At 66.5% G+C, this 23,012-nt stretch carries 20 protein-coding genes; 4 read left to right on the top strand and 16 right to left on the bottom strand.

Annotated features, from left to right (window positions below; all coding sequences use genetic code 11):
• Positions 1 to 97: 97 nt before the first annotated feature.
• The 6 genes from guaA to QRN11_RS13025 form a co-directional block, all read right to left on the bottom strand.
• Complete coding sequence (gene guaA / locus QRN11_RS13050) at positions 98 to 1,687, bottom strand: glutamine-hydrolyzing GMP synthase (RefSeq protein WP_091415239.1); 1,590 nt, start codon at positions 1,685 to 1,687, stop codon at positions 98 to 100.
• A 113-nt stretch (positions 1,688 to 1,800) separates the two neighbouring features.
• Positions 1,801 to 2,319 (bottom strand): DUF3817 domain-containing protein, encoded by a 519-nt coding sequence (locus QRN11_RS13045; RefSeq protein ID WP_285251326.1) that lies wholly within the window; start codon positions 2,317 to 2,319, stop codon positions 1,801 to 1,803.
• On the bottom strand, positions 2,316 to 3,176 hold the full coding sequence (locus QRN11_RS13040; protein WP_285251325.1) for an SURF1 family protein: 861 nt from the start codon (positions 3,174 to 3,176) through the stop codon (positions 2,316 to 2,318). The genes QRN11_RS13045 and QRN11_RS13040 overlap by 4 nt, the downstream gene beginning before the upstream one ends.
• 61 nt (positions 3,177 to 3,237) lie before the next feature.
• On the bottom strand, positions 3,238 to 3,726 hold the full coding sequence (locus tag QRN11_RS13035) for a PTS sugar transporter subunit IIA (RefSeq protein WP_091415232.1): 489 nt from the start codon (positions 3,724 to 3,726) through the stop codon (positions 3,238 to 3,240).
• A 39-nt stretch (positions 3,727 to 3,765) separates the two neighbouring features.
• On the bottom strand, positions 3,766 to 5,505 hold the full coding sequence (locus tag QRN11_RS13030) for a glycerol-3-phosphate dehydrogenase/oxidase (RefSeq protein WP_285251324.1): 1,740 nt from the start codon (positions 5,503 to 5,505) through the stop codon (positions 3,766 to 3,768).
• Positions 5,506 to 5,602: 97 nt separating this feature from the next.
• Positions 5,603 to 6,739, bottom strand: coding sequence for a GuaB3 family IMP dehydrogenase-related protein (locus QRN11_RS13025; protein ID WP_285251323.1), 1,137 nt, complete (start codon positions 6,737 to 6,739; stop codon positions 5,603 to 5,605).
• 50 nt (positions 6,740 to 6,789) lie between these two features.
• Here QRN11_RS13025 and QRN11_RS13020 point away from each other — a divergent pair, with 50 nt between their 5' ends.
• Positions 6,790 to 7,395 carry a hypothetical protein gene (locus tag QRN11_RS13020; protein ID WP_285251322.1) on the top strand — a complete coding sequence of 202 codons (606 nt, stop codon included), beginning with the start codon at positions 6,790 to 6,792 and terminating at the stop codon, positions 7,393 to 7,395.
• On the opposite strand, the gene QRN11_RS13015 is transcribed toward QRN11_RS13020, so the two are convergent.
• From QRN11_RS13015 to QRN11_RS12985, 7 genes are all read right to left on the bottom strand, one after another.
• On the bottom strand, positions 7,392 to 9,251 hold the full coding sequence (locus QRN11_RS13015) for an ABC transporter ATP-binding protein (RefSeq protein WP_142061419.1): 1,860 nt from the start codon (positions 9,249 to 9,251) through the stop codon (positions 7,392 to 7,394). The two genes, QRN11_RS13020 and QRN11_RS13015, sit on opposite strands and share 4 nt — an antisense overlap.
• A 270-nt stretch (positions 9,252 to 9,521) precedes the next feature.
• Positions 9,522 to 11,033: an IMP dehydrogenase gene (guaB, locus tag QRN11_RS13010; protein WP_050054391.1), complete on the bottom strand. Its 1,512-nt coding sequence runs from the start codon at positions 11,031 to 11,033 to the stop codon at positions 9,522 to 9,524.
• Between the two features lie 236 nt (positions 11,034 to 11,269).
• Positions 11,270 to 13,348, bottom strand: a complete 2,079-nt coding sequence (locus QRN11_RS13005; RefSeq protein ID WP_502935031.1) for an acyltransferase family protein — start codon at positions 13,346 to 13,348, stop codon at positions 11,270 to 11,272.
• 9 nt (positions 13,349 to 13,357) lie between these two features.
• Positions 13,358 to 14,467, bottom strand: coding sequence for a flavin-containing monooxygenase (locus tag QRN11_RS13000; RefSeq protein WP_285251321.1), 1,110 nt, complete (start codon positions 14,465 to 14,467; stop codon positions 13,358 to 13,360).
• Entirely contained in the window at positions 14,464 to 14,811 is a 348-nt protein-coding gene (locus tag QRN11_RS12995) for a hypothetical protein (protein ID WP_285251320.1), read from the bottom strand. Before QRN11_RS12995 ends, QRN11_RS13000 begins: the two co-directional genes overlap by 4 nt.
• A gap of 94 nt (positions 14,812 to 14,905) precedes the next feature.
• The gene (locus QRN11_RS12990) at positions 14,906 to 16,540 is read right to left on the bottom strand and encodes a helix-turn-helix transcriptional regulator (RefSeq protein ID WP_285251319.1); all 1,635 of its coding nucleotides are present in this window, start codon (positions 16,538 to 16,540) and stop codon (positions 14,906 to 14,908) included.
• Positions 16,541 to 16,672: 132 nt separating this feature from the next.
• Positions 16,673 to 18,196: an ATP-dependent DNA ligase gene (locus tag QRN11_RS12985; RefSeq protein ID WP_285251318.1), complete on the bottom strand. Its 1,524-nt coding sequence runs from the start codon at positions 18,194 to 18,196 to the stop codon at positions 16,673 to 16,675.
• A gap of 59 nt (positions 18,197 to 18,255) precedes the next feature.
• On the opposite strand from QRN11_RS12985, the gene QRN11_RS12980 reads away from it, so the two are divergent.
• Together QRN11_RS12980 and QRN11_RS12975 are read left to right on the top strand one after the other, a co-directional pair.
• Complete coding sequence (locus QRN11_RS12980) at positions 18,256 to 18,852, top strand: dihydrofolate reductase family protein (protein ID WP_285251317.1); 597 nt, start codon at positions 18,256 to 18,258, stop codon at positions 18,850 to 18,852.
• A 5-nt stretch (positions 18,853 to 18,857) separates the two neighbouring features.
• A complete protein-coding gene (locus QRN11_RS12975; RefSeq protein ID WP_285251316.1) occupies positions 18,858 to 19,457 on the top strand; it encodes a dihydrofolate reductase family protein in 600 nt (199 codons plus the stop codon).
• A gap of 79 nt (positions 19,458 to 19,536) precedes the next feature.
• On the opposite strand, the gene groL is transcribed toward QRN11_RS12975, so the two are convergent.
• Together groL and groES are read right to left on the bottom strand one after the other, a co-directional pair.
• Positions 19,537 to 21,153, bottom strand: a complete 1,617-nt coding sequence (gene groL / locus QRN11_RS12970) for a chaperonin GroEL (RefSeq protein WP_091415198.1) — start codon at positions 21,151 to 21,153, stop codon at positions 19,537 to 19,539.
• A gap of 78 nt (positions 21,154 to 21,231) precedes the next feature.
• Positions 21,232 to 21,528 carry a co-chaperone GroES gene (gene groES, locus QRN11_RS12965; RefSeq protein WP_050054380.1) on the bottom strand — a complete coding sequence of 99 codons (297 nt, stop codon included), beginning with the start codon at positions 21,526 to 21,528 and terminating at the stop codon, positions 21,232 to 21,234.
• 224 nt (positions 21,529 to 21,752) lie between these two features.
• Between groES and QRN11_RS12960 the strand changes: the two genes are divergently transcribed.
• A complete protein-coding gene (locus tag QRN11_RS12960; protein WP_285251315.1) occupies positions 21,753 to 22,682 on the top strand; it encodes a DMT family transporter in 930 nt (309 codons plus the stop codon).
• Here the strand turns inward: QRN11_RS12960 and QRN11_RS12955 are convergent.
• Complete coding sequence (locus QRN11_RS12955; RefSeq protein WP_285251314.1) at positions 22,607 to 22,984, bottom strand: hypothetical protein; 378 nt, start codon at positions 22,982 to 22,984, stop codon at positions 22,607 to 22,609. The two genes, QRN11_RS12960 and QRN11_RS12955, sit on opposite strands and share 76 nt — an antisense overlap.
• Positions 22,985 to 23,012: the final 28 nt, after the last annotated feature.

Here is a 23,012-nt window from a genome sequence, read left to right as displayed (position 1 = left end):
AGCGACCGCAACACTGGGGCGGGCTAAATTGGGCGAGGATTTCGGGGAAGAAACAGCAGTGGCCGGCCTCTTCACCAGAGGCCGGCCACTCATGCTGCTACTCCCACTCGATGGTTCCCGGCGGCTTGCTGGTGACATCGAGCACCACGCGGTTGACGCCTTCCACCTCATTGGTGATGCGGTTGGAGATCCTTGCGAGGAGTTCGTACGGCAGCCGTGACCAGTCCGCCGTCATGGCGTCCTCGGAAGAGACCGGACGGAGCACGATGGGGTGTCCGTAGGTACGTCCATCGCCCATAACGCCGACGCTGCGGACGTCGGCCAGGAGGACAACCGGCATCTGCCAGACTTCGTTGTCCAGTCCGGCTGCGGTGAGCTCGGCACGGGCGATCGCATCGGCCTTGCGCAGCAGGTCCAGCCGCTCTTTGTTGACTTCGCCAACGATGCGGATACCGAGTCCGGGACCCGGGAAGGGCTGGCGGCCAACGATTTCCTGGGGCAGGCCCAACTGGGCACCGACTGCGCGGACCTCGTCCTTGAAGAGGGCCCGCAACGGTTCTACGAGCTCGAACTGCAGGTCCTCAGGGAGCCCGCCCACGTTGTGGTGGCTCTTGATGTTCGCTGCACCTTCGCCGCCGCCGGATTCGACCACGTCCGGGTACAAGGTGCCCTGGACCAGGAATTTGATCTTCTCGCCGTGTGCGGCCGCCTCGGCGATGATGGCCAGTTCCGCTTCCTCAAAGGCGCGGATGAACTCGCGGCCGATGATCTTGCGCTTGGTTTCCGGATCGCTGACACCGGCCAGTGCGGACAGGAAGCGTTCCTGCTCGTTGGCAACGTAGAGCTTCACGCCAGTGGCGGCAACAAAGTCGCGTTCCACCTGCTCGGCTTCGCCTTCACGCAGCAGGCCGTGGTCCACGAACACACAGGTGAGCTGGTCGCCAACGGCGCGCTGGACGAGGGCAGCGGCAACTGCGGAGTCCACGCCGCCGGAGAGGCCGCAGATGACCCGCGCATCGCCGATCTGCTTGCGGATCCGCTCCACCTGCTCCTCGAGGATGTTGCCCGTGGTCCAGTTGGGTTCGATCCTGGCGCCCTTGAAGAGGAAGTTTTCCAGGACCTGCTGGCCGTAGGCGGAGTGCTTGACCTCGGGGTGCCACTGGACACCGAAGAGGCCCTTTTCCTCGTTGGCGAAGGCAGCCACTTCGGCGCCCGCCGTCGTCGCCAGTACTTCAAAGCCGTCCGGCGCCTCGTGGACGGAGTCGCCGTGGCTCATCCAGGTCTTCTGGTGCTGCGGCATGCCCTCAAGGACAGAGCGTCCCTCGCCCAGGATGGTTGTCTCCGTGGAGCCATACTCCCGCAGCCCGGTCTTGTCCACCTTGCCGCCCAGGGCGTTGGCCATGGCCTGGAAGCCGTAGCAGATGCCAAAGACGGGAACCCCGGCTTCGAACAGGTCTGCTCCGACACTCGGGGCGCCATCAGCGTAGACGCTGGACGGGCCGCCGGAAAGGATGATGGCGGCAGGGTTCTTGGCCAGGAGCTGCTCGGTTGTGTAGGTATGCGGAACCACTTCCGAATACACATTTGCTTCCCGGACGCGGCGGGCAATCAGCTGCGCGTACTGGGCACCGTAGTCAACAACCAGCACCGGCTTCTGGGAAGTCTGGGATGCAGTGGGAGTAGTCACCGTAATAGCCTACTTTGCGCCGTTGCACCGGCGCACCTTGGGACGCCCTGCTGTGACGGAGCGAACGTCCCCCTACGTCGGCAGCCGCGGCCGGCGGCCGCGGCTGCAGGACATCAGTACCGCTGGGGCGCCTGCGGGTGGGCCGCGAGTTCGGCCTCCACCTCGGCATGGAACTTCTTTTCCACGATGAAGGACAGGAACGGGATAACGCCGCCCAGTGCCAGCAGGACCAGTTTCAGGAAAGGCCACCTCATCAGCGACCACAGGCGGAAGTTGGAGACCAGGTACACCACGTACATCCAGCCATGCACGATCAGGACCGTCACGGACAGGTTAACGCCGCCCAGCACGCCCTGGGGTTCCGCGTCCGCGAACCCGAAGCCGAACGGCTGGCCCGTGACGGCGTTGGTGCCGCCGGCGAACAGGTACTGCCCGAAGCCGTACCTGGCAATCAGCTCGGCGCAGAGCAGCAGAAGCATGGTGCCCGTCAGGTAGGCCAGCACCTTGTAGAACTTCAGGGCGGACCGGATCTGCGCCTCGGTGCCGCCGAAGCGGCGCTTCTTGCCGGTGGCCTTGCCACTGGTGTTGGTGCTTGGAGCCGCGGCGGGGTTGGCCGGCTTCGGATCAATCATGGCTGTACCTTTTGCTGGTTCTGGTCAGGTTGCTGGTGCTGGCTTTGCCCGGCCGGCGGATGGTTGTCCTCGGCTTCGTCGAGGGCTTCTTCGAGGTCCCGGTGGTAGTCGTCCTTGACCAGCCGCCACCAGATGAAGAGGGCGAACCCGGCGAACACAACCCACTCAAGGGAGTAGAAAAGGTTGAGCCAGTTGATCTTCTGGGCCGGGGGCTGGGGCCCGATCTCAAGGGGAAGGAGGTCCCCCCGCACCGCCGCGGCGCTGACATCCGCGCCGTTGGCCACCTCGGCGGTGGCGGCCACGAAGCCGGGATAGCTGCTGACTTCCCAGTAGTTGATCAGTTCAGCCACGGACACCGCGGTGGCCTGCCCGGCTGCGGCCGCCGTGCCGGCCAGGGGCGCCTCGGACGGCAGGAGCCGCCCAGTGAGTTCAACAGTGCCCGACGGCGGGTTGCCGGCATCAGCGGGATCGGCCACCCATCCCCGGGCCACCGGGATCCACGTCTGGGGTGAGGCGGCCACGCCGCTCAGGGTGGGGGCGCCGGAGACGGCGAAGGCGGAGACCACCCAGTATCCGGTCTTGCCGTCGTGCAGCCGGCCCGGCACCAGGACCTGTTTGGCGGGATCGTAGGTGCCCTGCGCACTGACCATCTGGTCGGCGTCGGTCCCGTGGAAAAAGTCGCCGGGCTCCAGCGTCTGGGTGAGGGGCTGCACTTGCTCGGTGGCCGGGTTGACCGGCGCTTCCGGTTGGGTGGAGCGTCCGAACTGCCATTGGCTGAGCAGCACGAAGACCCCGGATATCACGATCGCAAAGACAAAGCCTGCGATCCATCGGGGCTTAAGGGCAGTTTTCCACACGTGTTAACCGTACTTCGTCCCGCTGTAGAACAACTAAACGCCTGGTGGCCTGGCCGGGGCGTCAGTGATCGAAAAACACCAGGCTGGAATTGATGAGCTCCGAAATAACTTCGGGGTCATAGGCACGCCGGAGCGATTCGCGGAAGGACTCCTTGGACAGCGAACGGGCCAGGGTGGCCAGGACTTCGAGGTGGTCCGAGAAGGAACTGGCTGGGGTGGCGATCAGCAGGATCACCGTGGCCGGGCCGTCCGCGGCGCCGAAGTCCAGGGCATGGCCGTACTTGGCAATACCGACGGCGATCGAGGTGCGCGAGACGTATTCGCTGCGGGCATGCGGCAGGCCGATGCCGCCGGGAAGACCGGTGGCCAGCTGGTGCTCCCGTGCGTTCACGTGTTCAAGGAATCCGGGCAGGTCCGACACGCGGCCGGCGGCGAAGAGCCGTTCCGCAAGCTGGGTGGCGGCGTCCGCCTTGTCTTTTGCCTCAAGCTCCAGGATGACCATGTCGGGGGTGGTGAGATCGGCATCGTACCGGTCAAGTGGTTCCGCCAAGGCGTATCCCTTCAGTGAGGAGCTGGTGCCGCGGGCCCTTCAGCGCAAGGGCACGATATCTTCCACGCCCAGCCGGGCGGCGTCTGCGGATTCGTCGTCCGGCTGTTGCTGGCTCAGGCGTTCCGCCTCCACCCGTGCGATGTAGTGCCTGATTTCGTTTTCGCGTTGGGCTTCGCTCCAGCCAAGGACGTCACCCATCAGTTTAGCGACTACGGGAACGGCTGACACACCGCGGTCCCACGCCTCGATCGAAATCCGGGTCCGCCGTGTGAGGACGTCGTGGACGTGGCGGGCGCCTTCATGCGTGGCTGCGTAGACCGCCTCAGCCTGCAGGTAGTCATCCGCGCCGGGGATCGGTTCGGCGAGGGCAGGGTTTTCCTTGATGATGGCCAGCACCTCGGGGGTCATGGAACCGTAGCGGTTGAGCAGGTGCTCTATCCGCGCCACATGCACGCCGGACTCCTCAGCGGTGCGGTTCCGCCGGTTCCAGGCCGCTTTGAAGCCGCTCGCGCCCAGCAGCGGGATGGTTTCCGTGCAGCTTGGCGGGACCCGTTCGTCCATGGTCCGGGTTGCCTCGTCCACTGCGTCCTTGGCCATCACCCGGTACGTGGTCCACTTGCCGCCGGCCACCACCACCAGGCCCGGAACAGGGTGTGCCACAACATGCTCGCGGGACAGCTTCGCGGTGGAGTCGTTTTCCCCGGCCAGCAGCGGGCGCAGGCCGGCGTAGACCCCTTCCACGTCTTCGCGGGTCAGCGGCCGCTTGAGGACCTTGTTGACGTGCTCCAGGATGTAGTCGATGTCCTTGCTGGACGCAGCGGGATGGGCTTTGTCCAGGTGCCAGTCCGTGTCCGTGGTGCCAATAATCCAGTGGCGGCCCCAGGGGATAACGAACAGCACGGACTTCTCGGTGCGCAGGATCAGGCCCACGGTGGACTGGAACCGGTCGCGGGGAACCACCAGGTGGATTCCCTTGGAGGCGCGGACCTTCAGCTGGCCGCGTTCGGTGACCATGGCCTGGGTTTCGTCGGTCCAGACGCCGGTGGCGTTGATGACCTGCTTGGCCCGGATGTTGAACTGCGTCCCGTCTTCATGGTTGACCACCTTGGCGCCCACCACCCGTTCGCCTTCGCGCAGGAAGTCCACCACTGCCATCTGGTTTACGGCGTGGGCGCCGTAGTAGGCGGCCGTCCGCACCAGGTTGGCGACGTATTTGGCGTCATCCACCTGGCCGTCGTAGTACCGGATGGATCCCACAAAGGCGTCGTCCTTCAGGCTTGGCGCCGCGCGCAGCGTTCCCCGTCTGGTGAGGTGTTTGTGGAACGGCACTCCCCTGCTGTGGCCGCTGGAGACGGACATGGCGTCGTACAGGGCGATGCCCGCGCCAACGTAGGGCCGTTCGAGGAAGGGTTTGGTCAGCGGATACAGGAAGGGCACGGGCCGGGCCAGGTGCGGCGCGAGCTCGGAGAGCAGCAGCCCGCGCTCTTGCAGCGCCTCCTTGACAAGCGCGAAGTCAAGCATTTCCAGGTAGCGCAGTCCACCGTGGATGAGCTTGGAGGACCGGGAGGAGGTTCCGGCCGCCCAGTCGCTCGCCTCAACGATGCCCACGTCCAGCCCCCGGGTGACGGCATCCAGGGCAGCTCCGGTACCCACGATGCCGCCGCCAACAATGAGGATGTCCAGCTCCCGGCCGGGGTCCGCCGTCGCCCTCAGCCGCCCGATGGCAGCTTCCCTGGCCGCAGGCCCCAGGGCTCCGCCGTTGTCAGGAAAACTCTTCATTGAACGCCTCCAGTGCCGCTAGTCCCGGTCGTGGAACCACACTACTTTGTCGCGGCACGCTTGGGCAGGGCAGGCACGGATTGGCCTGCCCCCTGCGTCAGTTCCCGGAATAGGGGGAAACCACGACGTCGACGCGCTGGAATTCCTTCAGGTCCGAATAGCCGGTGGTTGCCATGGAGCGGCGGAGGGCACCGATGAGGTTCGCGGTTCCGTTGGTGTGGTGGCCGGGTCCGAAGAGGACCTCTTCAAGGGGGCCGACCGTCCCGACGTTGACGCGGTCTCCTCGGGGCAGTTCCAGGTGGTGTGCCTCCTGGCCCCAGTGCCAGCCCTTGCCGGGTGCTTCTTCCGCGCGGGCCAGCGCGCTGCCGAGCATCACGGCGTCGGCTCCCATGGCGATCGCCTTGACGATGTCGCCGGAGGTGCCCATGCCGCCGTCGGCGATCACGTGGACGTAGCGGCCGCCGGACTCGTCCATGTAGTCGCGGCGGGCCGCGGCGACGTCGGAAATGGCCGATGCCATGGGCGAATGGATACCCAGGGCGCGGCGCGTGGTGGTGGTGGCGCCGCCGCCGAAGCCCACCAGGACGCCGGCTGCGCCGGTGCGCATGAGGTGCAGGGCGGGGGTGTACCCGGCTGCGCCGCCCACGATGACGGGGACGTCCAGTTCGTAGATGAACTGTTTGAGGTTCAGCGGTTCGTGGTCCTTGGACACGTGCTCGGCGGACACTGTGGTTCCGCGGATCACAAAGATGTCGACGCCGGCAGCCAGGACGGTCTTGTAGTGCTCCTGGGTGCGCTGCGGGGTGAGGGAGCCGGCCACCGTCACGCCGGCGGCCCGCATCTCAGCCAGGCGCGACGTAATCAAGTCGGGCTGGATGGGTGCCATGTACAGCTCCTGCATCCGCCCGGTCACGGCGGGGCTGTTGACCTCGTCTTCGAGCGCACCGATCTCGTCGAGGACCGGCTGCGGGTCCTCGTACCGGGTCCAGAGCCCTTCGAGGTCCAGCACACCCAGGCCGCCGAGCTTGCCCAGGGCAATGGCTGTTGCCGGGGACATAGCTGAGTCCATCGGGGCCGCGATGACGGGCATATCGAACTGGTAGGCGTCGATCTGCCACGAGACGGAGACGTCCTTGGGGTCGCGGGTACGACGGTTAGGGACAATTGCAATGTCATCCAGGGAGTAGGCACGACGCCCACGCTTGCCACGGCCGATCTCGATCTCGTAAGTCACTGCTCTAGGTTATCCCAGCCGCAGTGCTGTCCTTGGCTACAGTGGACCGTATGGGCAGCCGCTGGATCTTCGACGGCCATATTGCCGGCATTGGCACCGGATCGGGCCTGCGGGCAGTGGTGGGAATCTGGGACTCCTCCCCGTTTGGTCCGTTCGCCGACGTCATGATGCAGGAGCCTTCCGGGCACCGGCTGCTGCTCGCGCCAACGCAGGACTTGGCTGACTTCATCTCAAGCACCTACAACTTCGATGAGATCCGGGTGGTTGGCCTGTCCGCGCGGCTGGAGCACCCGGCATTGAAGGTCGACGCCGGCCCGCTGGCCATCAGCGCACGCTTCGGCGGGCGGACGCTCCTGGGCCGGACGTTGCGGGCAGTCCCCCGCCCCCTCGCCGTCCATCCCCGGTGGCTGCGGGCTGTCAGCCCGGTAGCGGGTTTGCTCAGCGGAGGCTCCCGGACAGCCGGCACTGCGGGAAGCGGCAGGCGGGAGTTTTACGGGGTGAGCGACCTTCACACCATCGCATCCGCCGTCGTCCGTTGGAAGGGCGCCGACGCCGGCCCGCTGGCGTCTATTGCACCGGCAGTAACCTTTGGCTTCAGCAGCGTCCCGCCCCGTCCCAGCCTGGCCCGGGTCCGCACCACCATTGTGGAGGCTTAAGTTCCGGTGGCTTCCTCGACGGGGATTTGGGATTCGAACATCCGGAAGTAGCGGCCCCGAAGGGAGACCAGTTCCTTGTGCGTGCCCTGCTCCACGATCCTGCCGTCCTCCAGCATGTACACGATGTCTGCTTTTTCGATGGTGGCCAGGCGGTGGCTGATGGCGATGATGGTGCTGCTCCGGTCCGCGAAAAGGCGGGTGAAAATGCGGTGCTCGGCCAGGGCGTCGATGGCGGACGTCGGCTCGTCCATCACCATGAATGAGGCGTCCCGGTAGAAGTTCCGGGCCATCGCCAGGCGCTGCCACTGGCCGCCGGAAAGGCCGCTGCCCTTACGTCCGCGCGGGTCCTCCATCCAGTTGCTGACGTGGTTGTCCAGCCCGTTCGGCAGCTTGTTGATGAAGTCCAGTGCCTCGGCGTCCGCGGCGGACCTGCGGATGCGGACCTCGTCCCGGGGCGAGTCGACGTCGCCGAAGTAGATATTTTCGGCGGCGGTGGCGAATTCGTATTTGAGGAACTCCTGGCTCAGCACGGCCAGGTGGCGGTGCCAGGAGGTGACGTCGACGGCGGCGAGGTCCACGCCGTCGAGCATTACCTGCCCGGAGTCGGGGCGGTAGAGGCCCGCGAGGATGCGGATCAGCGTGGACTTCCCGGCGCCGTTCTCCCCCACGATGGCGATGTGCTGCCCTTCACGGATGGTCATGCTGATGCCGCGGATCACTTCAATGTCACTGCCGGTGTACGTGAACCGGATGTCTTTCAGTTCAACGGTTTTCGGGGATTCCAGCAGCGGCGGGGCGTGCTCCGAGTGCACCGGCAGGGCCATAAACAGTTCGTAGTCCTTGAGGTTGGCCAGGTCCTCGTCGATCGAGCTGAGGGAAGAGACCAGGTTGTTGGCCGTGGACAGCGCCCGGCTGACGATCTGCTGCACGTACAGGAACTGGCCCACCGGCTGTGCGCGGGTGATGATCTGCCCCACCACCCAGATCAACGAGACCACTTCTGCGCCGTACTGGAGGGCGTCCGCGGCAAGCTGCTTGGGGATGTAGCGGCGCTGGAAATCAAGACGGCGGCGCTCGTCGGCGTCGCGCAGGCGGGAACGGAGATCCATCAGGAAGCCCACGATGCCGTACAGCCGCATCTCGGCGATGTGCTGCGGCCGGAGCAGGTTCTGTTCGATCATCCGGCGCTGCCGCCGGGAGTCCACCTGCGTGTTCCAGTGCGCAATCTGCTCCCGGGACAGCTTGAACTGCAGGTAGACGCTGGGCACGATGGCCACCAGGACGATCACCGCGATCCACCAGCTGACCAGCAGCAGGGCGCCCACGGCGAGGACCACGGAAACGAGCTGGGTGAAGATGGCGGCAATCCGGTCCAGCACGCGGGCGTAGGAGTCGGAGAAACGTTTGGCGCGGTCGTACAGGTCAACAGTTTCTTTGTCGTCGTAGCGCCAGAACTCGAGCGCGAGGAACCGCTCGTACATCTGGTCGCCCACGATGGCGCCCACCTTGAAGCTCATCAGTTGCTGGATGTAGCGGTCCACGCTGTTGAAGGCGCCCCAGAAGAGGCCGAGCGCGGCGGTGATGATGACGTAGACAATTGCCAGTTGGCCCGCCCCGGCGTCACCGGAGTAAGCCGCTGCCAGGGCCGTGGTGGTGAGCGCGGCGAAGTACGTGGTCACCAGGGGTAGCACGGCCGAGATCAGCGAGCCGAGCACCTTCATGATGACGGCGCCCGGGGAGGCGCGGAAACTGACCCGCAACACCTGGGCTACGGCCCGGGCGTAAGGGCGAAGGGCCAGGCGCCGCGAGGGTTCCCGCTTGGGGGTCAGTTCCGCCGGATGGCGTGATGGGGGCATGAGATCAGCCTAGTGGCGGCAGATCCCGGCGGTTGAGTGTGCCGAATCGGGTTACGACAACCCCAACCACCGGGTCCCGGAAGGCGTCGGTTGGGCCCACGGCGCCAGGGTTCCCTGGCCGCAGCGAAGCAAGGTCAGGGACGCGCCGGTTGGGCCCACGGCGCCAGGGTTCCCTGGCCGCAACGAAGCAAGGTCAGGGACGCGCCGGTTGGGCCCACGGCGCCAGGGTTCCCTGGCCGCAGCGAAGCAAGGTCAGGGAGGCGCCGGGGATTAGCGGGAGCCGTAGTTCGGCGCCTCGACGGTCATTTGGATGTCGTGCGGGTGCGATTCCTTCAGTCCGGCGGGGGTGATCCGGACGAACTTGCCGCGCGCCTTCAGCTCCGGGACGGTGGGTGCGCCGGTGTAGAACATGGTCTGGCGCAGGCCGCCCACCAGCTGGTAGGCCACGGAAGCCAGCGGCCCGCGGTACGCCACGCGGCCTTCAATGCCTTCGGGAATGAGCTTGTCATCACCGGAAACGTCCGCCTGGAAGTAGCGGTCCTTGGAGTAGGACGTGTTCTTGCCCCGGGACTGCATTGCGCCGAGGGAGCCCATGCCGCGGTAGGACTTGAACTGCTTGCCGTTGACGAAGATCAGCTCGCCCGGTGACTCATCGCAGCCGGCCAGCAGGGAGCCGAGCATCACGGTGTCGGCGCCGGCCACCAGGGCCTTGCCGATGTCGCCCGAGTACTGCAGGCCGCCGTCGGCAATGAGGGGAACCCCGGCAGGGATAGCTGCCTTGGCGGATTCGTAGATGGCAGTGATCTGCGGAACGCCCACACCGGCCACCACACGGGTGGTGCAGATGGAGCCCGGTCCCACGCCCACCTTGATGCCGTCAGCGCCGGCGTCGATCAGGGCCTGGGCGCCTTCACGGGTGGCCGCCTGGCCGCCGATGACGTCCACATGCGCTGCCACGGGATCGGACTTGAGGCGGCGAATCATGTCCAGCACGCCCTGCGAGTGGCCGTTGGCCGTGTCCACGAACAGGGCGTCGACGCCGGCATCAACCAGTGCCATGGCGCGCTCCCAGCCGTCCCCGAAGAAGCCGATGGCAGCGCCTACGCGGAGGCGGCCTTCATCGTCCTTCGTGGCCAGCGGGTACTGCTCCGCCTTGGTGAAGTCCTTGGTGGTGATCAGGCCCTTCAGCCGGCCCTGCTCATCCACCAGGGGCAGCTTTTCGATCTTGTTGGTAGCCAGCTTGTGCGAGGCCTCTTCGCGACTGATGCCCACATGCCCGGTGACCAGGGGCATCTTGGTCATCACGTCGCTGACGAGCCGCAGCGGAAAGTCGGACTCAGGCACAAAGCGGGTGTCGCGGTTGGTGACGATGCCCAGAAGGCGGTTGTCCTCGTCAACAACCGGCAGGCCGGACACGCGGTACTGGGCGCACAGGTCATCGAGTTCGCGCAGCGTGGCCTCGGGCCGGATAGTCAGCGGGTTGGTGATCATGCCGGACTCGCTGCGCTTGACGCGGTCCACCTGGTCCGCCTGGTCGGCGATGGACAGGTTGCGGTGCACCACGCCCAGGCCGCCCTGGCGGGCCATGGCGATAGCCATCCGTGACTCTGTCACCGTGTCCATGGCCGCGGACAGCAGCGGCGTCTGCACGGTGATCCGCTTGGAAATCCGGGAGGACGTGTCCGCTTCGGAGGGGATGACCTCCGTGTGGCCCGGAAGGAGCAGGACGTCGTCGTAGGTCAGGCCGATGAAGCCAAAGGGGTTGTGTTCGGGCTCGGTCATGAGTGCGCCTCTTACCTTGGTTGCGTGCGGGTAGGGGTTGCAGCCGATGACCAGCCCGTCATTACGGGACTGGCCTGTGCAGGAAGTTGTGCAGATCACCGCTGCGCGGCGGTCCGGAGGTCAGAAAGTGTTGAGTAAATATTAGAACCTTGGCGCCGATCCCCCTATTCCAAGCCGACAATGTGAGCAACCGCACGCCGCACCCGCTCCTAACGTCCAAGCCGCGGGCTAACTCTTCAGCTCCAGCCTGTGGCGGCGAGGAGGCGCTGCTCGAACATGGGGATCATGGTCTCCACGTAAGTCCGGGTGAGGTGGTTGTCATCCTTATAGACGTACACGTTCCCTACCACGCCCGGGCAGATGCCGCGGGCGCAGATGAAGTCGCTCAGGTCCATCAGGTGGAGCCCCCCGACTTTGCCCCGGTAGGCCTCCAGCGGAGACGGGTTTGCCAGGGACTCCTCCACAGGGACGCTGCATTCGTGGGCGTCCGCGCCGTTGCGCTGCACGCACTCGGGCATGTTGAAAGTGAACCGCGGGTTGTCCCGGATCCCTACGATCTCGATGCCCGCGTCGGCGAACGGCCGGACGCCGTCCAGGTAGCCCGGCACCTCGGTCTCGAACGGCGCTTCTTCATGGGTCAGCGATGCCACGGTGAACACTGCGTCCGGCCGGTGTTCCAGGACATAGGCGGCGCTGGCCTGGTTGTAGGCGTTGCACTCGGCGTTCCGGGTCTCCGATTCTGCACCGAAGCGGCAGGCCGGCATCAGCAGCGTTACCAGTTCCCAGCCGCGTGCCGCCGCGATGGGCGCGAGGGCGCCCAGGTATTGCTGCGAGTGCGAATCCCCCAGGACCACGATGCGCTTGGTCACCTCCCCCTCCGGAACCGCCTGCCGGCAGCCTTCGAGGATGGGATCAAGGGTGGCGTTGGCACCGATGCACGGGTCCTGGATGCCGGCCCAGTCGTTGTCCAGGGCGGCGGGGCCTGGAATGATCCTGGCGTCAGGGGCGGGTACGGGGGCGTTACCGGGGCTGAGCGCCGCGGCCCCCGGCGTCAGCTCCCGTGGCTGTGCCGCCGTCGCGCTTTCCTCAGCGGTGAGGGTGGTCTGCCAAATGGCCACGGGACCTGCCAGCAGGGCGCCGCAGGCAACAATCACGACGGCGGTGCGCCACGCGCGCAGTTTCGGCCAGTGCCAGTCCCGCAGCGGCTTCTCCACGAAGCGGGTGGTGAGGACGGCCAGGACCACGGAGGCCCCGACGATGGCGAGGCCCTGGACCAGGTTGGGTGCCTCCACGCCGGTGGCGGCGAGCGCCAGGACAAGGACCGGCCAGTGCCACAGGTACAGCGCGTAGGAATTGTCCCCCAGCGCCACCAGCGGCCTGCTGCTGAGGATCCTGTCCACGCCGAAGCGGCTCCCGGTCTGCCCGGCCGTAATGATGGCGGCGCCTGCCAGCGTCGGCCACAGCGCAACGTATCCGGGGAAGGATCGGTCCACGGTCAGCAGCAGGCCGCACGAGACCATGGCCGCCAGCCCGGCCCAGCCCAGCATTACCCGCAGCCCACGTGCGGGTTTGAGGTAGGGCAGTGCGAGGGCCAGCAGGGACCCCAGGGCGAACTCCCAGAGGCGGGCGCGGGTGTCGAAGTAGGCGTACGCCTGGTTGGTGGCGGTCTGCTCCACCGAGTAGGCGAGCGACCAGGCAAAGACCGCGCCGAAGACCACCGCCAGCAGCCCGCGGTAGGTTATGCCGGCACAGGCAGGAACCCGGCGCAGAAGCGCCAGCAGCCCCGCAGTTCCGGCGAAGACCAGCGGCCAGAGGATGAACACCTGGCCCTGGATGGAGAGCGACCAGAAGTGCTGGAGGGGGCTGGCCCCGGCGTGGTCCTGGGCGTAGTAGTCAACGGCGGTGTCGGCGAGCAGCCAGTTCTGGCTGTACAGGAGGGAGGCCCAGGCCTGGTCCAGCACCTGCGGCCAGCGGCTTTGCGGCAGGATCAGCCAGGTTCCGGCAAGGACGCCCAGGATCACCACGACGGCGGCCGGCAACAGCCGCTTGAACAGGTGCAGCCAGTGCGCCACAAGGCCGAATGGACGCCCGGCCTCGGCTTTCCGGACGAACGACAGTGTGAGCAGGAAGGCCGAGATCAGCAGGAAGATATCCACGCCGCCGGACACCCGGCCAAGCCACACATGGTAGGCAACTACCATCAGCACGGCGAGCGCCCGGAGCCCTTGGACCTCGGGCCGGAAGGTGGGTTTCCGGCTTCTGGTACTGGCTCCGGGCAGCGGTTTGGCTGCAGCCTCTGTTCTCGCTACGGACACTAATAGACCTCACTGGCGCATAGGCAAAACATCGATTCTACCCAGGGAGGGTATTTTTCCGGCCAAGTACCGCGCGTCGCGGCCCGCTCCCGGCAGTGTTGCCGATGCCGCAGCGTACAAAAATTCCTGCCCCAGGAAGAACAAACCCGGCGTATCGAGCGCCACGCCGCGATGCTGCCGCGGCAGCTCACCGTCCACGAGCAGGTCCGGATCGATCCAGCTGAAGTCGTCGCGGAAACCGGTGCACCAGATCACGTTTGCAACGTCCAATCGGGTGCCGTCCGCCAGGACCGGCTTCCCGTCCTCCACGCCTGTGACACGTGGCACCAGGCGCACCCCTGCTGCGGCCAGGTCCTTGGTTTTAGTCCGGATCAGGGGCGCGGCGTGTGCCTTGAAGGCGGGCGCCACTTTGCGTCCCACCGGAGTGTTGAGGTTCAGGACGTGCAGGCCGAGGAAGCGCACCACCGGCAGCACATAGCGGGCGGCGGCCCGCCCGTGCTTCACCGGCAGTTCGCCCCCGGGCTTTCCGGCGACAGTGGTGGGATGCGTCCTGCTCACTTCGAAGGCGATCTCTGCGCCCGAGTTTCCCAGCCCCACCACCAGGACGGAGCCGTCCTGCAGCTGCCCCGGATTCCGGTAGGCGGCCGAATGGAGCTGGACCGTGGAAGGTGCCAGATCCGTGGCGAAGCCGGGAACCTTGGGGGTCTGGCTGACTCCGGTGGCGACGACGGCGTTGCGCGCCTCCCAGCGGCGTCCGTCGGCTGCTGCTGCGATGAAGTGCCCGCCTTCCCGCCACAAGCGTTCCACCCGGGTGCCGTGCAGCACGGGCAGGGCGTTCCGTTCGGCGTATCCTTCCAGGTATCCGGCCACCTCATCCTTGGTGGGGAAGGACAGCGGGTCTGCCGGGAACGGCTCGCCCGGCAGGCCGTCGTACTTGGCGGGGGTGAACACCCGGAGCGAGTCCCAGCGCTGGCGCCATGCGTCTCCCGTTCGCGGGTTTGCGTCCAGGATGAGGAAGTTCCGTTGCTGCTTCTTCAGGTGATGGCCCACCGTGAGGCCTGCCTGGCCACCGCCGATGATGATCGTGTCCAGCATGCCGGTCACGTTGTTGTTGTTCATGGCTGTGCTCCTGCTTCTTTAAGGGGGATGCCTGCTGTTGAACGTTCCTGGTGTCCTGCTGCCCGGGTGCTCCGGCCGTCGCCGTCCGCTTCCCGGTAGCGCAGCCACCACGCCAGCATCAGCGCGGAGGCGAGGACGTAGGCGAGGTGGAGGACCCAGATGGGCCCGGCCGGGAGGTTGAAAACGTAAACGCAGTGCACGGCGTTGGCTACATTGCTCAGGACCAGGTTCCCCAGGCTGTAGGAAGCGAGGTCCCGCGTGCGTGCGGCTTTCACCAGCATTGGCAGCATTCCCACGGCAAAGAGCACCGTCGAGAGGGTGCCTGCAAGGACTGGAAGGTTCATGCTTCGAGGCTATGATCGGGGCCTTCTTCCCGGCTTCGGGGAAATTATGCAAATGCGCGGCGGGCACTGGATGGGTAATTCTGTGCAGGTCCCGTCAGCCGGCCAGCCCGTGTTCAAAGGCATACCTGGTGGCCGCGGACCTCGAGGACAGGCCCAGCTTCAGGAAGATGTTGCTGATATGCCGTGCCACCGTCTTTTCGCTGAGGAAAAGGAGCGCCGCAATGGCCCGGTTGCCCTGGCCGGAGGCCACGAGCCGCAGCACCTCCGCTTCCCTGGGGGTCAGGGGCCCGGCGGTCCCGCCGTCGTTCGTTGGCATCAGCGAGGCCGCCCAGGCAGCCGCCGGCGCCGCTCCCAGCTCCAGGAACTCCGCATGCGCCGCTTCGAGCTCCATCCGTGCTGACGCTTCATCGCCAAGATCCCGGCAGGCCCGTCCGATCAGGACCCGGCAGCGGGAAGCCTCGTACGGCACGCCAAGTTCAAGCCAGAGATGCCAGGCCTGGCGCAAGGATTGGGACGCGCCGCCCGGATCACCTTCCTCCAGCCGGACCGCTCCTTCAGCCTGGCGCGCGACCGCCCGCACCATGGGCAGGGGGCACTCCTGCGCGAAGCGGGCCAGTTCCGCGGCACCCTTGCCCGCTGCGGGCAGGTCAGGGACTGCCAGCTCGATGTCCACCAGCGCGGGCAACAGATGCCGGCGCGTAGCCGCGTCAGCCAGGCCAGCGGCCCGCCGGATCATTGCCTGCGCCTGCTGCACCTCGCCGCGCGCCAGGGACACCAGGGCCAGTCCGGGTTGCGGCTCATAACCGCTGCGCGCCGCCTGCATGAAGGAAGTTTCCGCCAGATCCAGTTTCCCGGTCAGCCGCTCTACTTCGCCCTGCTGGTAATGGCCCCCGTACATCGCCTGGGGATCACCCCGGCCGGATCGATCCTGGGCCGCGGTGGCTGCTTCGAGCGCTTCCGCCCAGGCTCCGTGCAGCCGGAACAGTTCTGCCCTGTGGGCCTGGCATTGTCCGCTGAAGGCGACCATGTCGGGGCGGTCCCGGCACCAGCGGTCGAGGGCGGCCGTCCATTGCAAGGCCCGTTCCAGGTCGAAGGCAATGTGGCAGTTTCCGATCACGGCGCAGTAGGCAATTCCTGACGGCACTGCTGAGAGTTCCCCCGCCGTGACAGCCACCATCACTTCATCGAAGATCCGCAGGCCCTCCTCGGGTCGGCCCAGTTCCAGGGTGGCCTGGCCGGTGCCGAGCAGCGCGAGAGCGGACAGGTCCCTGTCCTGGAACCGTTGGCCGATCTGCGCAGCCTCGGAAAACAGCTTGAGGGCTCCTGCGGGGTCGCCGCCGTACAGCATTCCCAGGCACTGCGGGATGAGCAGGAAGCCCTGCACCGCGTCCGGTTCGGCGAGTTCATCCACCAGCCTCCGGCCGCGTGCCAGCCAACCTCCGGCCCGCGCCCCCTCCCCCAGATGCGTTAAGTGCATCGCCATCCAGCCAGCACACCGTGCGGCGCCCACGATGTCGCCCATGACCAGGTACTCCTCGTGGGCCCGGGTGAGCGATTCCAGGCCGGTCACCGCGTTGCCGGTCAGAATCTCCGCCGTGGCCAGCCGTTCAAGGTCCGCTGCCGGCAGTCCACCCCGCTGGTCCGCATCGCGGAAGTTTTCGAACGCATCGGTCCACCGGTGGTCACGAAAGGCTGACCGGCCCTGGTCCAGGCCTGTCTCAGCTGTCACCTGGCCTCCTTTCGGATCCCGCCCGGCCGGCCCTCCATGCGGGTGCTTTCAGGACCTCTTTACAATGCGCGGCCAGCCGTGCTTAAGCGCCACCGTACGCCCGCCGCGCAGCTGAGACAACAGCCTGACCGGCTAGGAACGGAGCAGCCCGCGAAGCGTTTGGATGGTGTCTGCCTCCGCCGCGGTTTTGTCGTCGCGGTAGCGCTTGACGCGGGCGAAGCGGAGCGCGATCCCGCCCGGATAGCGCGTGGACTGCTGCACGCCGTCGATCGCGATCTCGACAACGGTGGCGGGTTCCATCCACACGGTTCCGGCTGTGCGGCGCACCTCAAGATCCTGGAACCTTTCGGTCTGCCATTGCAGTAACGCGTCGGTGAGGCCCTTGAAGGTTTTGCCCACCATCACGTACCCGCCGGGCGGGCCGAACTCTCCGGCGGGGTCAAGCGCGCCCAGGTGCAGGTTGGAGAGCAGCCCGGTGCGGCGCCCCGACCCCCACTCGCAGGCGAGCACCACCAGGTCGTAGGTGAGCACCGGTTTCACCTTGATCCAGTTGGATCCACGCCGGCCGGCCGCGTAGGCCGATCCCACGGCTTTCACCATCACGCCCTCGTGGCCGGCGGAGAGCGCATCACGGGACACTTGCCCGGCAACACCGGCATCAGCCGTGATTCTTCCAGGGATTCTGTGCCCGGGCGCGATGCGTTCGAGCACCGCGAGCCGCGTGGCCAGCGGCTCGTCCAGCAGGTCGCGGCCGTCCAAGTGCAGCACGTCGAAAAACCATGGGTGCAGCAGGGTGGTGCGCGCCGCCTCCGCCCCGAAACGGGACATCGTCTCCTGGAATGGGCGGGGCCCGCCGTCCTCGTCCAAGGCGAGGGTCTCGCCGTCGAGGATCACGTCGCGCACCGGCAAACCGCGCACCACCTCCACCACTTCGGGCAGGCGGTGGGTCACCTCGGCGAGCGTTCGGGTGAAGATGCGCACGTCGTCGCCAACCCGGTGCACCTGGATGCGGGCGCCGTCGAGCTTATATTCCACGGAGGCCTCGCCCGTGACCTCAAGCGCCGCGTCCACGCTGGCCGCTGTGGCGGCGAGCATGGGCTGCACAGGACGGCCGACGACGAGGCCCACCTCATCCAGCTCGGCCGCCGTGCCCGTCAGCGCCAGCAGTGCGGTTCCGCCAAGATCGCCGGAGAGCATAGCCGCGCGGCGAACTGCTTCAACCGGACGGTCCGCGGCGCGCGCCACCGCATCAGTCAGTACGCCTTCGACTGCGCCGGTCCGCAACTCGCCCAGCAGCACTCCGGCGATGAATGCCTGCTCGCGTTCGGTGGCTGCCGCGGTCAGTGTCCGGAGGGTGGCAGCGCGCTCCGCGGCTGATCCGGCACCGGCAGTAGCGAGCAGCCGGTCCAATGCGGCGTCGAGGTCGGCCACGGTGAGGCTGGGTGCAGCGGCGGGCTCCCCCATGGCCGCCGACATGCCGCGCCAGCCGACCCCGACGCGGCCTTGGCGCGGCTTGGCACTGAGCAGGCCCACCGCCGTCGTGATCTCCGCCGCGTCCAGCCGGCGCAGCAGGTCCGCCAGCGCGTCCACCTTCGCGAGCCTGGAGCGGGTGGACGCGACGGCGTCCGTGGTCTTCACGAGCTCATCGAGCAGCATGGCATCAGTCTGCCACGCGGACTCTGGACAGCGCCCGGAGGCTGCTCCACACTGGACGCGTGGGAATCATCGTTGCAAACCTGTTCCTTACCCTTGACGGCGTGTACCAGGCGCCCGGCGGCCGCGAAGAGGACACCGAGGGCAACTTCGCCTTCGGTGGCTGGCAGGCGCCGGTGTCCGATGACGAGGCCGGGGCCGCCATCGGCGAGGAGATCGCCAAGATTGACGCCCTGCTTCTGGGCCGGAAGACCTATGACATCTTTGCCGCCTACTGGCCCCACCAGTCCGACGAGATCGGGGGCACGCTGAACCGGGTGCCCAAGTTCGTTGTGTCCAAGGGCCTTACATCGCCTGGATGGGAGGGCACTACGGTGCTGCCGGATGCCACCGCCGCGGGAAGGCTCCGCGACGAGTACGGCGAGGTGCACATGTTCGGCAGCGGCGTCCTCATCCGCTCGCTGCTCGCGGCCAACGTGCTGGACCGCCTCCACATCTGGCTCTACCCGGTCACGTTAGGGCAGGGCAAGCGCCTCTTCGACGCCGGAACCATCCCCGCCGCCTTCCGCCTCGCCGAGCCGGCACGAAGCTTCCCGAAAGGGGCGGTGTCCCTGGTCTACGAGCGCGCAGGTGAGGTCGAAACCCGGGAGATGGGCTGACAGCCTTGGCCAGGGTCATCGCGGCCATCACCACCTCGGTTGACGGTTTTATTACCGGCCCCGACGACGGGCCAGCCTACGGCCTGGGCAAGGGCGGCGAACGGTTGCACTACTGGGTGATGGGCGGCCCCTGGACCTACGACGGCGGACACGACTTCGCGATGCAGGGCCCCGACAAGGACTTCTACGACGAACTTGTTGCCGGCCTGGGCGCCGGCATTGTGGGCCGCGGGATGTACGACGCTGCCGGAGCATGGGGAGGAACCAACCCGTTCCCCGGCCCACTGATGGTGCTTACCCACCGTGTGCAGGACCAGCCTGCGACAGAGTCCGGCTTCACGTTTGTGTCCGGGCTTGAAGAGGCCCTGGCGCGGGCTGTTGCGGAGGCCGGAGGCAAGGACGTGTCGATCGGCGGGGGCGCGGACGTGATCCGGCAGGCACTGGCCGCCGGGCGGGTGGACGAGCTCGTGCTGTCCACGGCACCGGTGATCCTGGGAGCGGGCAAACGCCTGTTCGACGGCTTCGATCAAGACGTGGACCTCGAAATCATCAAAACTGTCAGCTCCACATTCGCCACCCATGTGCGTTACGCCGTGAAGAAGTAGGCTTGCTTCCCCCGGGGTTTCCCGGGTACAAAAAAACCGGCCCAGCTGATGCTGGACCGGTTTTTTGCGACGGTGGGGCTTAGTGGCTGTGGCTGTGGCCTGCGTGCTCGTCTTCGTCGGCGGGCTTCTCCACAACAAGGGTCTCGGTGGTGAGAACCAGGGCAGCGATGGAGGCTGCGTTGCGGAGGGCTGCGCGGGTGACCTTGACGGGGTCGATCACGCCGGCGGCGATCAGGTCCTCGTACTCGCCCGACTTGGCGTTGAAGCCGTTGTTGGTTTCGAGTTCGGCAACCTTGGCCGTGATGACGTAGCCGTCGAAGCCGGCGTTCTGGGCGATCCAGCGCAGCGGCTGGACCAGGGCGCGGCGGACGATGCCCACAGCAGCTGCTGCATCGCCGTCGAGGGCCTTGACAGCGGGGTCCTCATCCAGTGCCTTGAGGGCGTGGATCAGGGCCGAACCGCCACCGGCCACGATGCCTTCTTCGAGGGCAGCGCGGGTGGAGGATACTGCGTCCTCGATGCGGTGCTTCTTTTCCTTCAGCTCAACCTCGGTGGCTGCGCCAACCTTGATGACGCCAATACCGCCGGCCAGCTTGGCCAGGCGCTCCTGGAGCTTCTCCTTGTCCCAGTCGGAGTCGGTGCGGGTCAGCTCGGCACGCAGCTGTGCCACGCGGGCTGCCACGTCCTCGGCCGTTCCGGCGCCGTCAACGATGGTGGTGTTGTCCTTGGTGACCGTGATGCGGCGGGCGGTACCCAGCACCTCGAGGCCAACGGTGTCCAGGCTCAGGCCCAGCTCCGGGGAGACAACCTGCGCACCGGTGAGGGTGGCGATGTCCTGCAGCATGGCCTTGCGGCGGTCACCGAAGCCGGGAGCCTTGACGGCAACGACATTCAGGGTGCCGCGGATGCGATTGACGATCAGCGTGGACAGGGCCTCGCCGTCGACGTCTTCGGCAATGATGAACAGCGGCTTGCCGGCCTGAAGTGCCTTCTCCAGCAGCGGCAGGAAGTCCTGCAGCGAGGAGATCTTGCCCTGGTTGATCAGGATGAGTGCGTCTTCGAGGACTGCCTCCTGGCGGTCCGCATCCGTGATGAAGTACGGCGACAGGTAGCCCTTGTCGAACTGCATGCCCTCGGTGAGGACCAGTTCGGTCTGCGTGGTGGAGGATTCCTCGATGGTGATCACACCATCCTTGCCAACCTTGCCGAAAGCCTCGGCCAGGAGCTCGCCAACCTCGTCGCTCTGGGCGGAGATGGCTGCAACGCTGGCCACCTGGGTGCCTTCTACGGGGCGGGCGTTCTCCAGCAGGCGGGCGGCGACGGCTTCAACGGAAACCTCGATGCCGCGCTTGATCTGGCCGGGGGCAGCACCTGCTGCAACGTTGCGCAGGCCTTCCTTGACCAGTGCCTGGGCCAGGACCGTTGCGGTGGTGGTGCCGTCGCCGGCAACATCGTTGGTCTTGGTGGCAACTTCCTTGGCCAGCTGGGCGCCAAGGTTCTCGTACGGGTCGTCCAGCTCGACTTCGCGGGCGATGGTGACGCCGTCGTTCGTGATGGTGGGCGCGCCCCACTTCTTGTCCAGGACAACGTTGCGGCCGCGGGGGCCGAGCGTCACCTTGACGGTGTTGGCGAGCTTGTCGATGCCGGCTTCAAGAGACCGGCGTGCAGCGTCGTTAAACGCAAGCTGCTTTGCCATGATTCAGTCCTTTCAAGACAGAACCCCGTGCAGCTGACCAGCAGTAGGCATGACCAGCGGCACGGGGATCCGAAAGAGTTACTTTACGACGATCGCCAGGACGTCGCGGGCGGACAGCACGAGGTACTCGGTGCCGCTGTGCTTGACTTCGGTTCCGCCGTACTTGGAGTAGATAACAACGTCGCCCTCGGCAACGTCCAGCGGGACGCGGTTGCCGTTGTCGTCAAAGCGGCCGGGGCCTACTGCAACAACTTCGCCTTCCTGGGGCTTCTCCTGCGCGGAGTCCGGGATAACCAGGCCGGAAGCCGTGGTCTGCTCGGCTTCGAGCGGGCGGACAACAATACGATCCTCAAGAGGCTTAATAGAGACCGACACTCGGACCTCTCCTTTTCGTCAGCAAATTCGTGGACTGGAAAGCTTCCCGCCCTGGCTGGCAAACCGTCGTCGCGGTGCCGGCAGCAGCCTGGCTGGCAGCTCTTCATGTATTAGCACCCTCCTAGGGAGAGTGCTAATGAAGACTCTATGTAAGGGTTAGCACTCGGTCAAGGCGAGTGCCAGAGTTTCGTCATCTGCGAACCCTCCATGTGTACATTTGACCGGTGCGAGCCGCTGCCTACCTGATCCTTGCCACCCTCTTCTGGGCCGGAAACTTCGTCGTGGGCCATGCCGCCATGGAGACCATGCAGCCGCTGCAGCTCACTTACTGGCGCTGGACCTTCGCAGCGGCGCCGCTGCTGGTCCTCGCGCAACTGGTGGAGCGCCCGGACTGGCGGGGCGTCCTGCGCCGCTGGCCCGTCCTGCTGCTCCTGAGTTCCCTGGGCATGAGCGCCTACACCTTGCTTCTCTACAGCGCACTCGGCCACACCTCCGCCCTGAACGCCTCGCTGGTGACGGCGGCCAACCCTGCGCTGATCGTGGTGCTCGCCGTGATCCTGCTCCGGGACAGGCCGCGTCCGCTGGGCTGGGCGGGTATCGGCCTGGGCCTGGCAGGGGTCCTGCTGGTCCTCACCGGCGGCGACATCAACCGGTTGCTGACGTTCTCCATCAACAAAGGGGAACTGTTGATCCTCGCGGCCATTACAGTGTGGGGCCTCTACACCATCATTGCCCGGAGGGTGGATATCCCGGCGATCACGTCCACGGCGCTCCAGGTGGCGATGGCCGCCGTCGTCCTCAGCCCGCTGGCCCTCATCACGGGGGCCGGGCTGCCACAGACACCCTCCGAGGGCTGGTCCCTTGCCTTTATTGCCCTGTTTCCGTCACTGGGTTCCTACCTGCTCTGGAACCTTGCCCTGAAACGCACCACGGCCGCGAACGCGGGCAACTACCTGAACCTCATTGCGGTCTTCACCGCCCTGATCACCGTCGCCCTGGGCCAGCGGATCACACTGCCGCAGATCCTGGGCGGCGTTTTGGTGATCTCCGGAGTCCTGCTGACCAGCGCTGGCGGGCCTCAGCGGCCGAGGTCCTCGAAATCGACGTCTTCGCCGCCTTCGCCGTCCCCCGCTCCGGAGTTCCGTTCGCGGTAAAGAAGGGCCCCCGCCCCTGCAGTCACCAGCAGCGCGGCAACCAGCACGGCGATGCTTCCGGCGCGAGCGCCGTCGTACAACCCTCGGATGTCCCGGGCTTCCTGCGTGTCACCGGCGATGTCGTTGCCGCCCACTGAATAGACGGTTGCATTGAACGTGTCCAGGGAGAAGATCACCACCAGGAGCCCAATGCACACCACAGCCACGAGGGCGCCGGCAATCAGAGCTGTCCGGGCATATCTGGCGGGCCCCTTGTCCTTGGCTGGTTCGTCGGACTGCGGGGGGCCTGCGCTCTCTTCCATGGTTTCAACACTATCCCGCATCCCGCCC

The organism is Pseudarthrobacter sp. fls2-241-R2A-168 (genome assembly GCF_030209335.1).
In the GTDB taxonomy this organism is placed as follows: domain Bacteria; phylum Actinomycetota; class Actinomycetes; order Actinomycetales; family Micrococcaceae; genus Arthrobacter.
The sequence above is the reverse complement of the archived record's forward strand: the minus strand, read 5'-3'. Positions and strand labels throughout refer to the sequence as shown.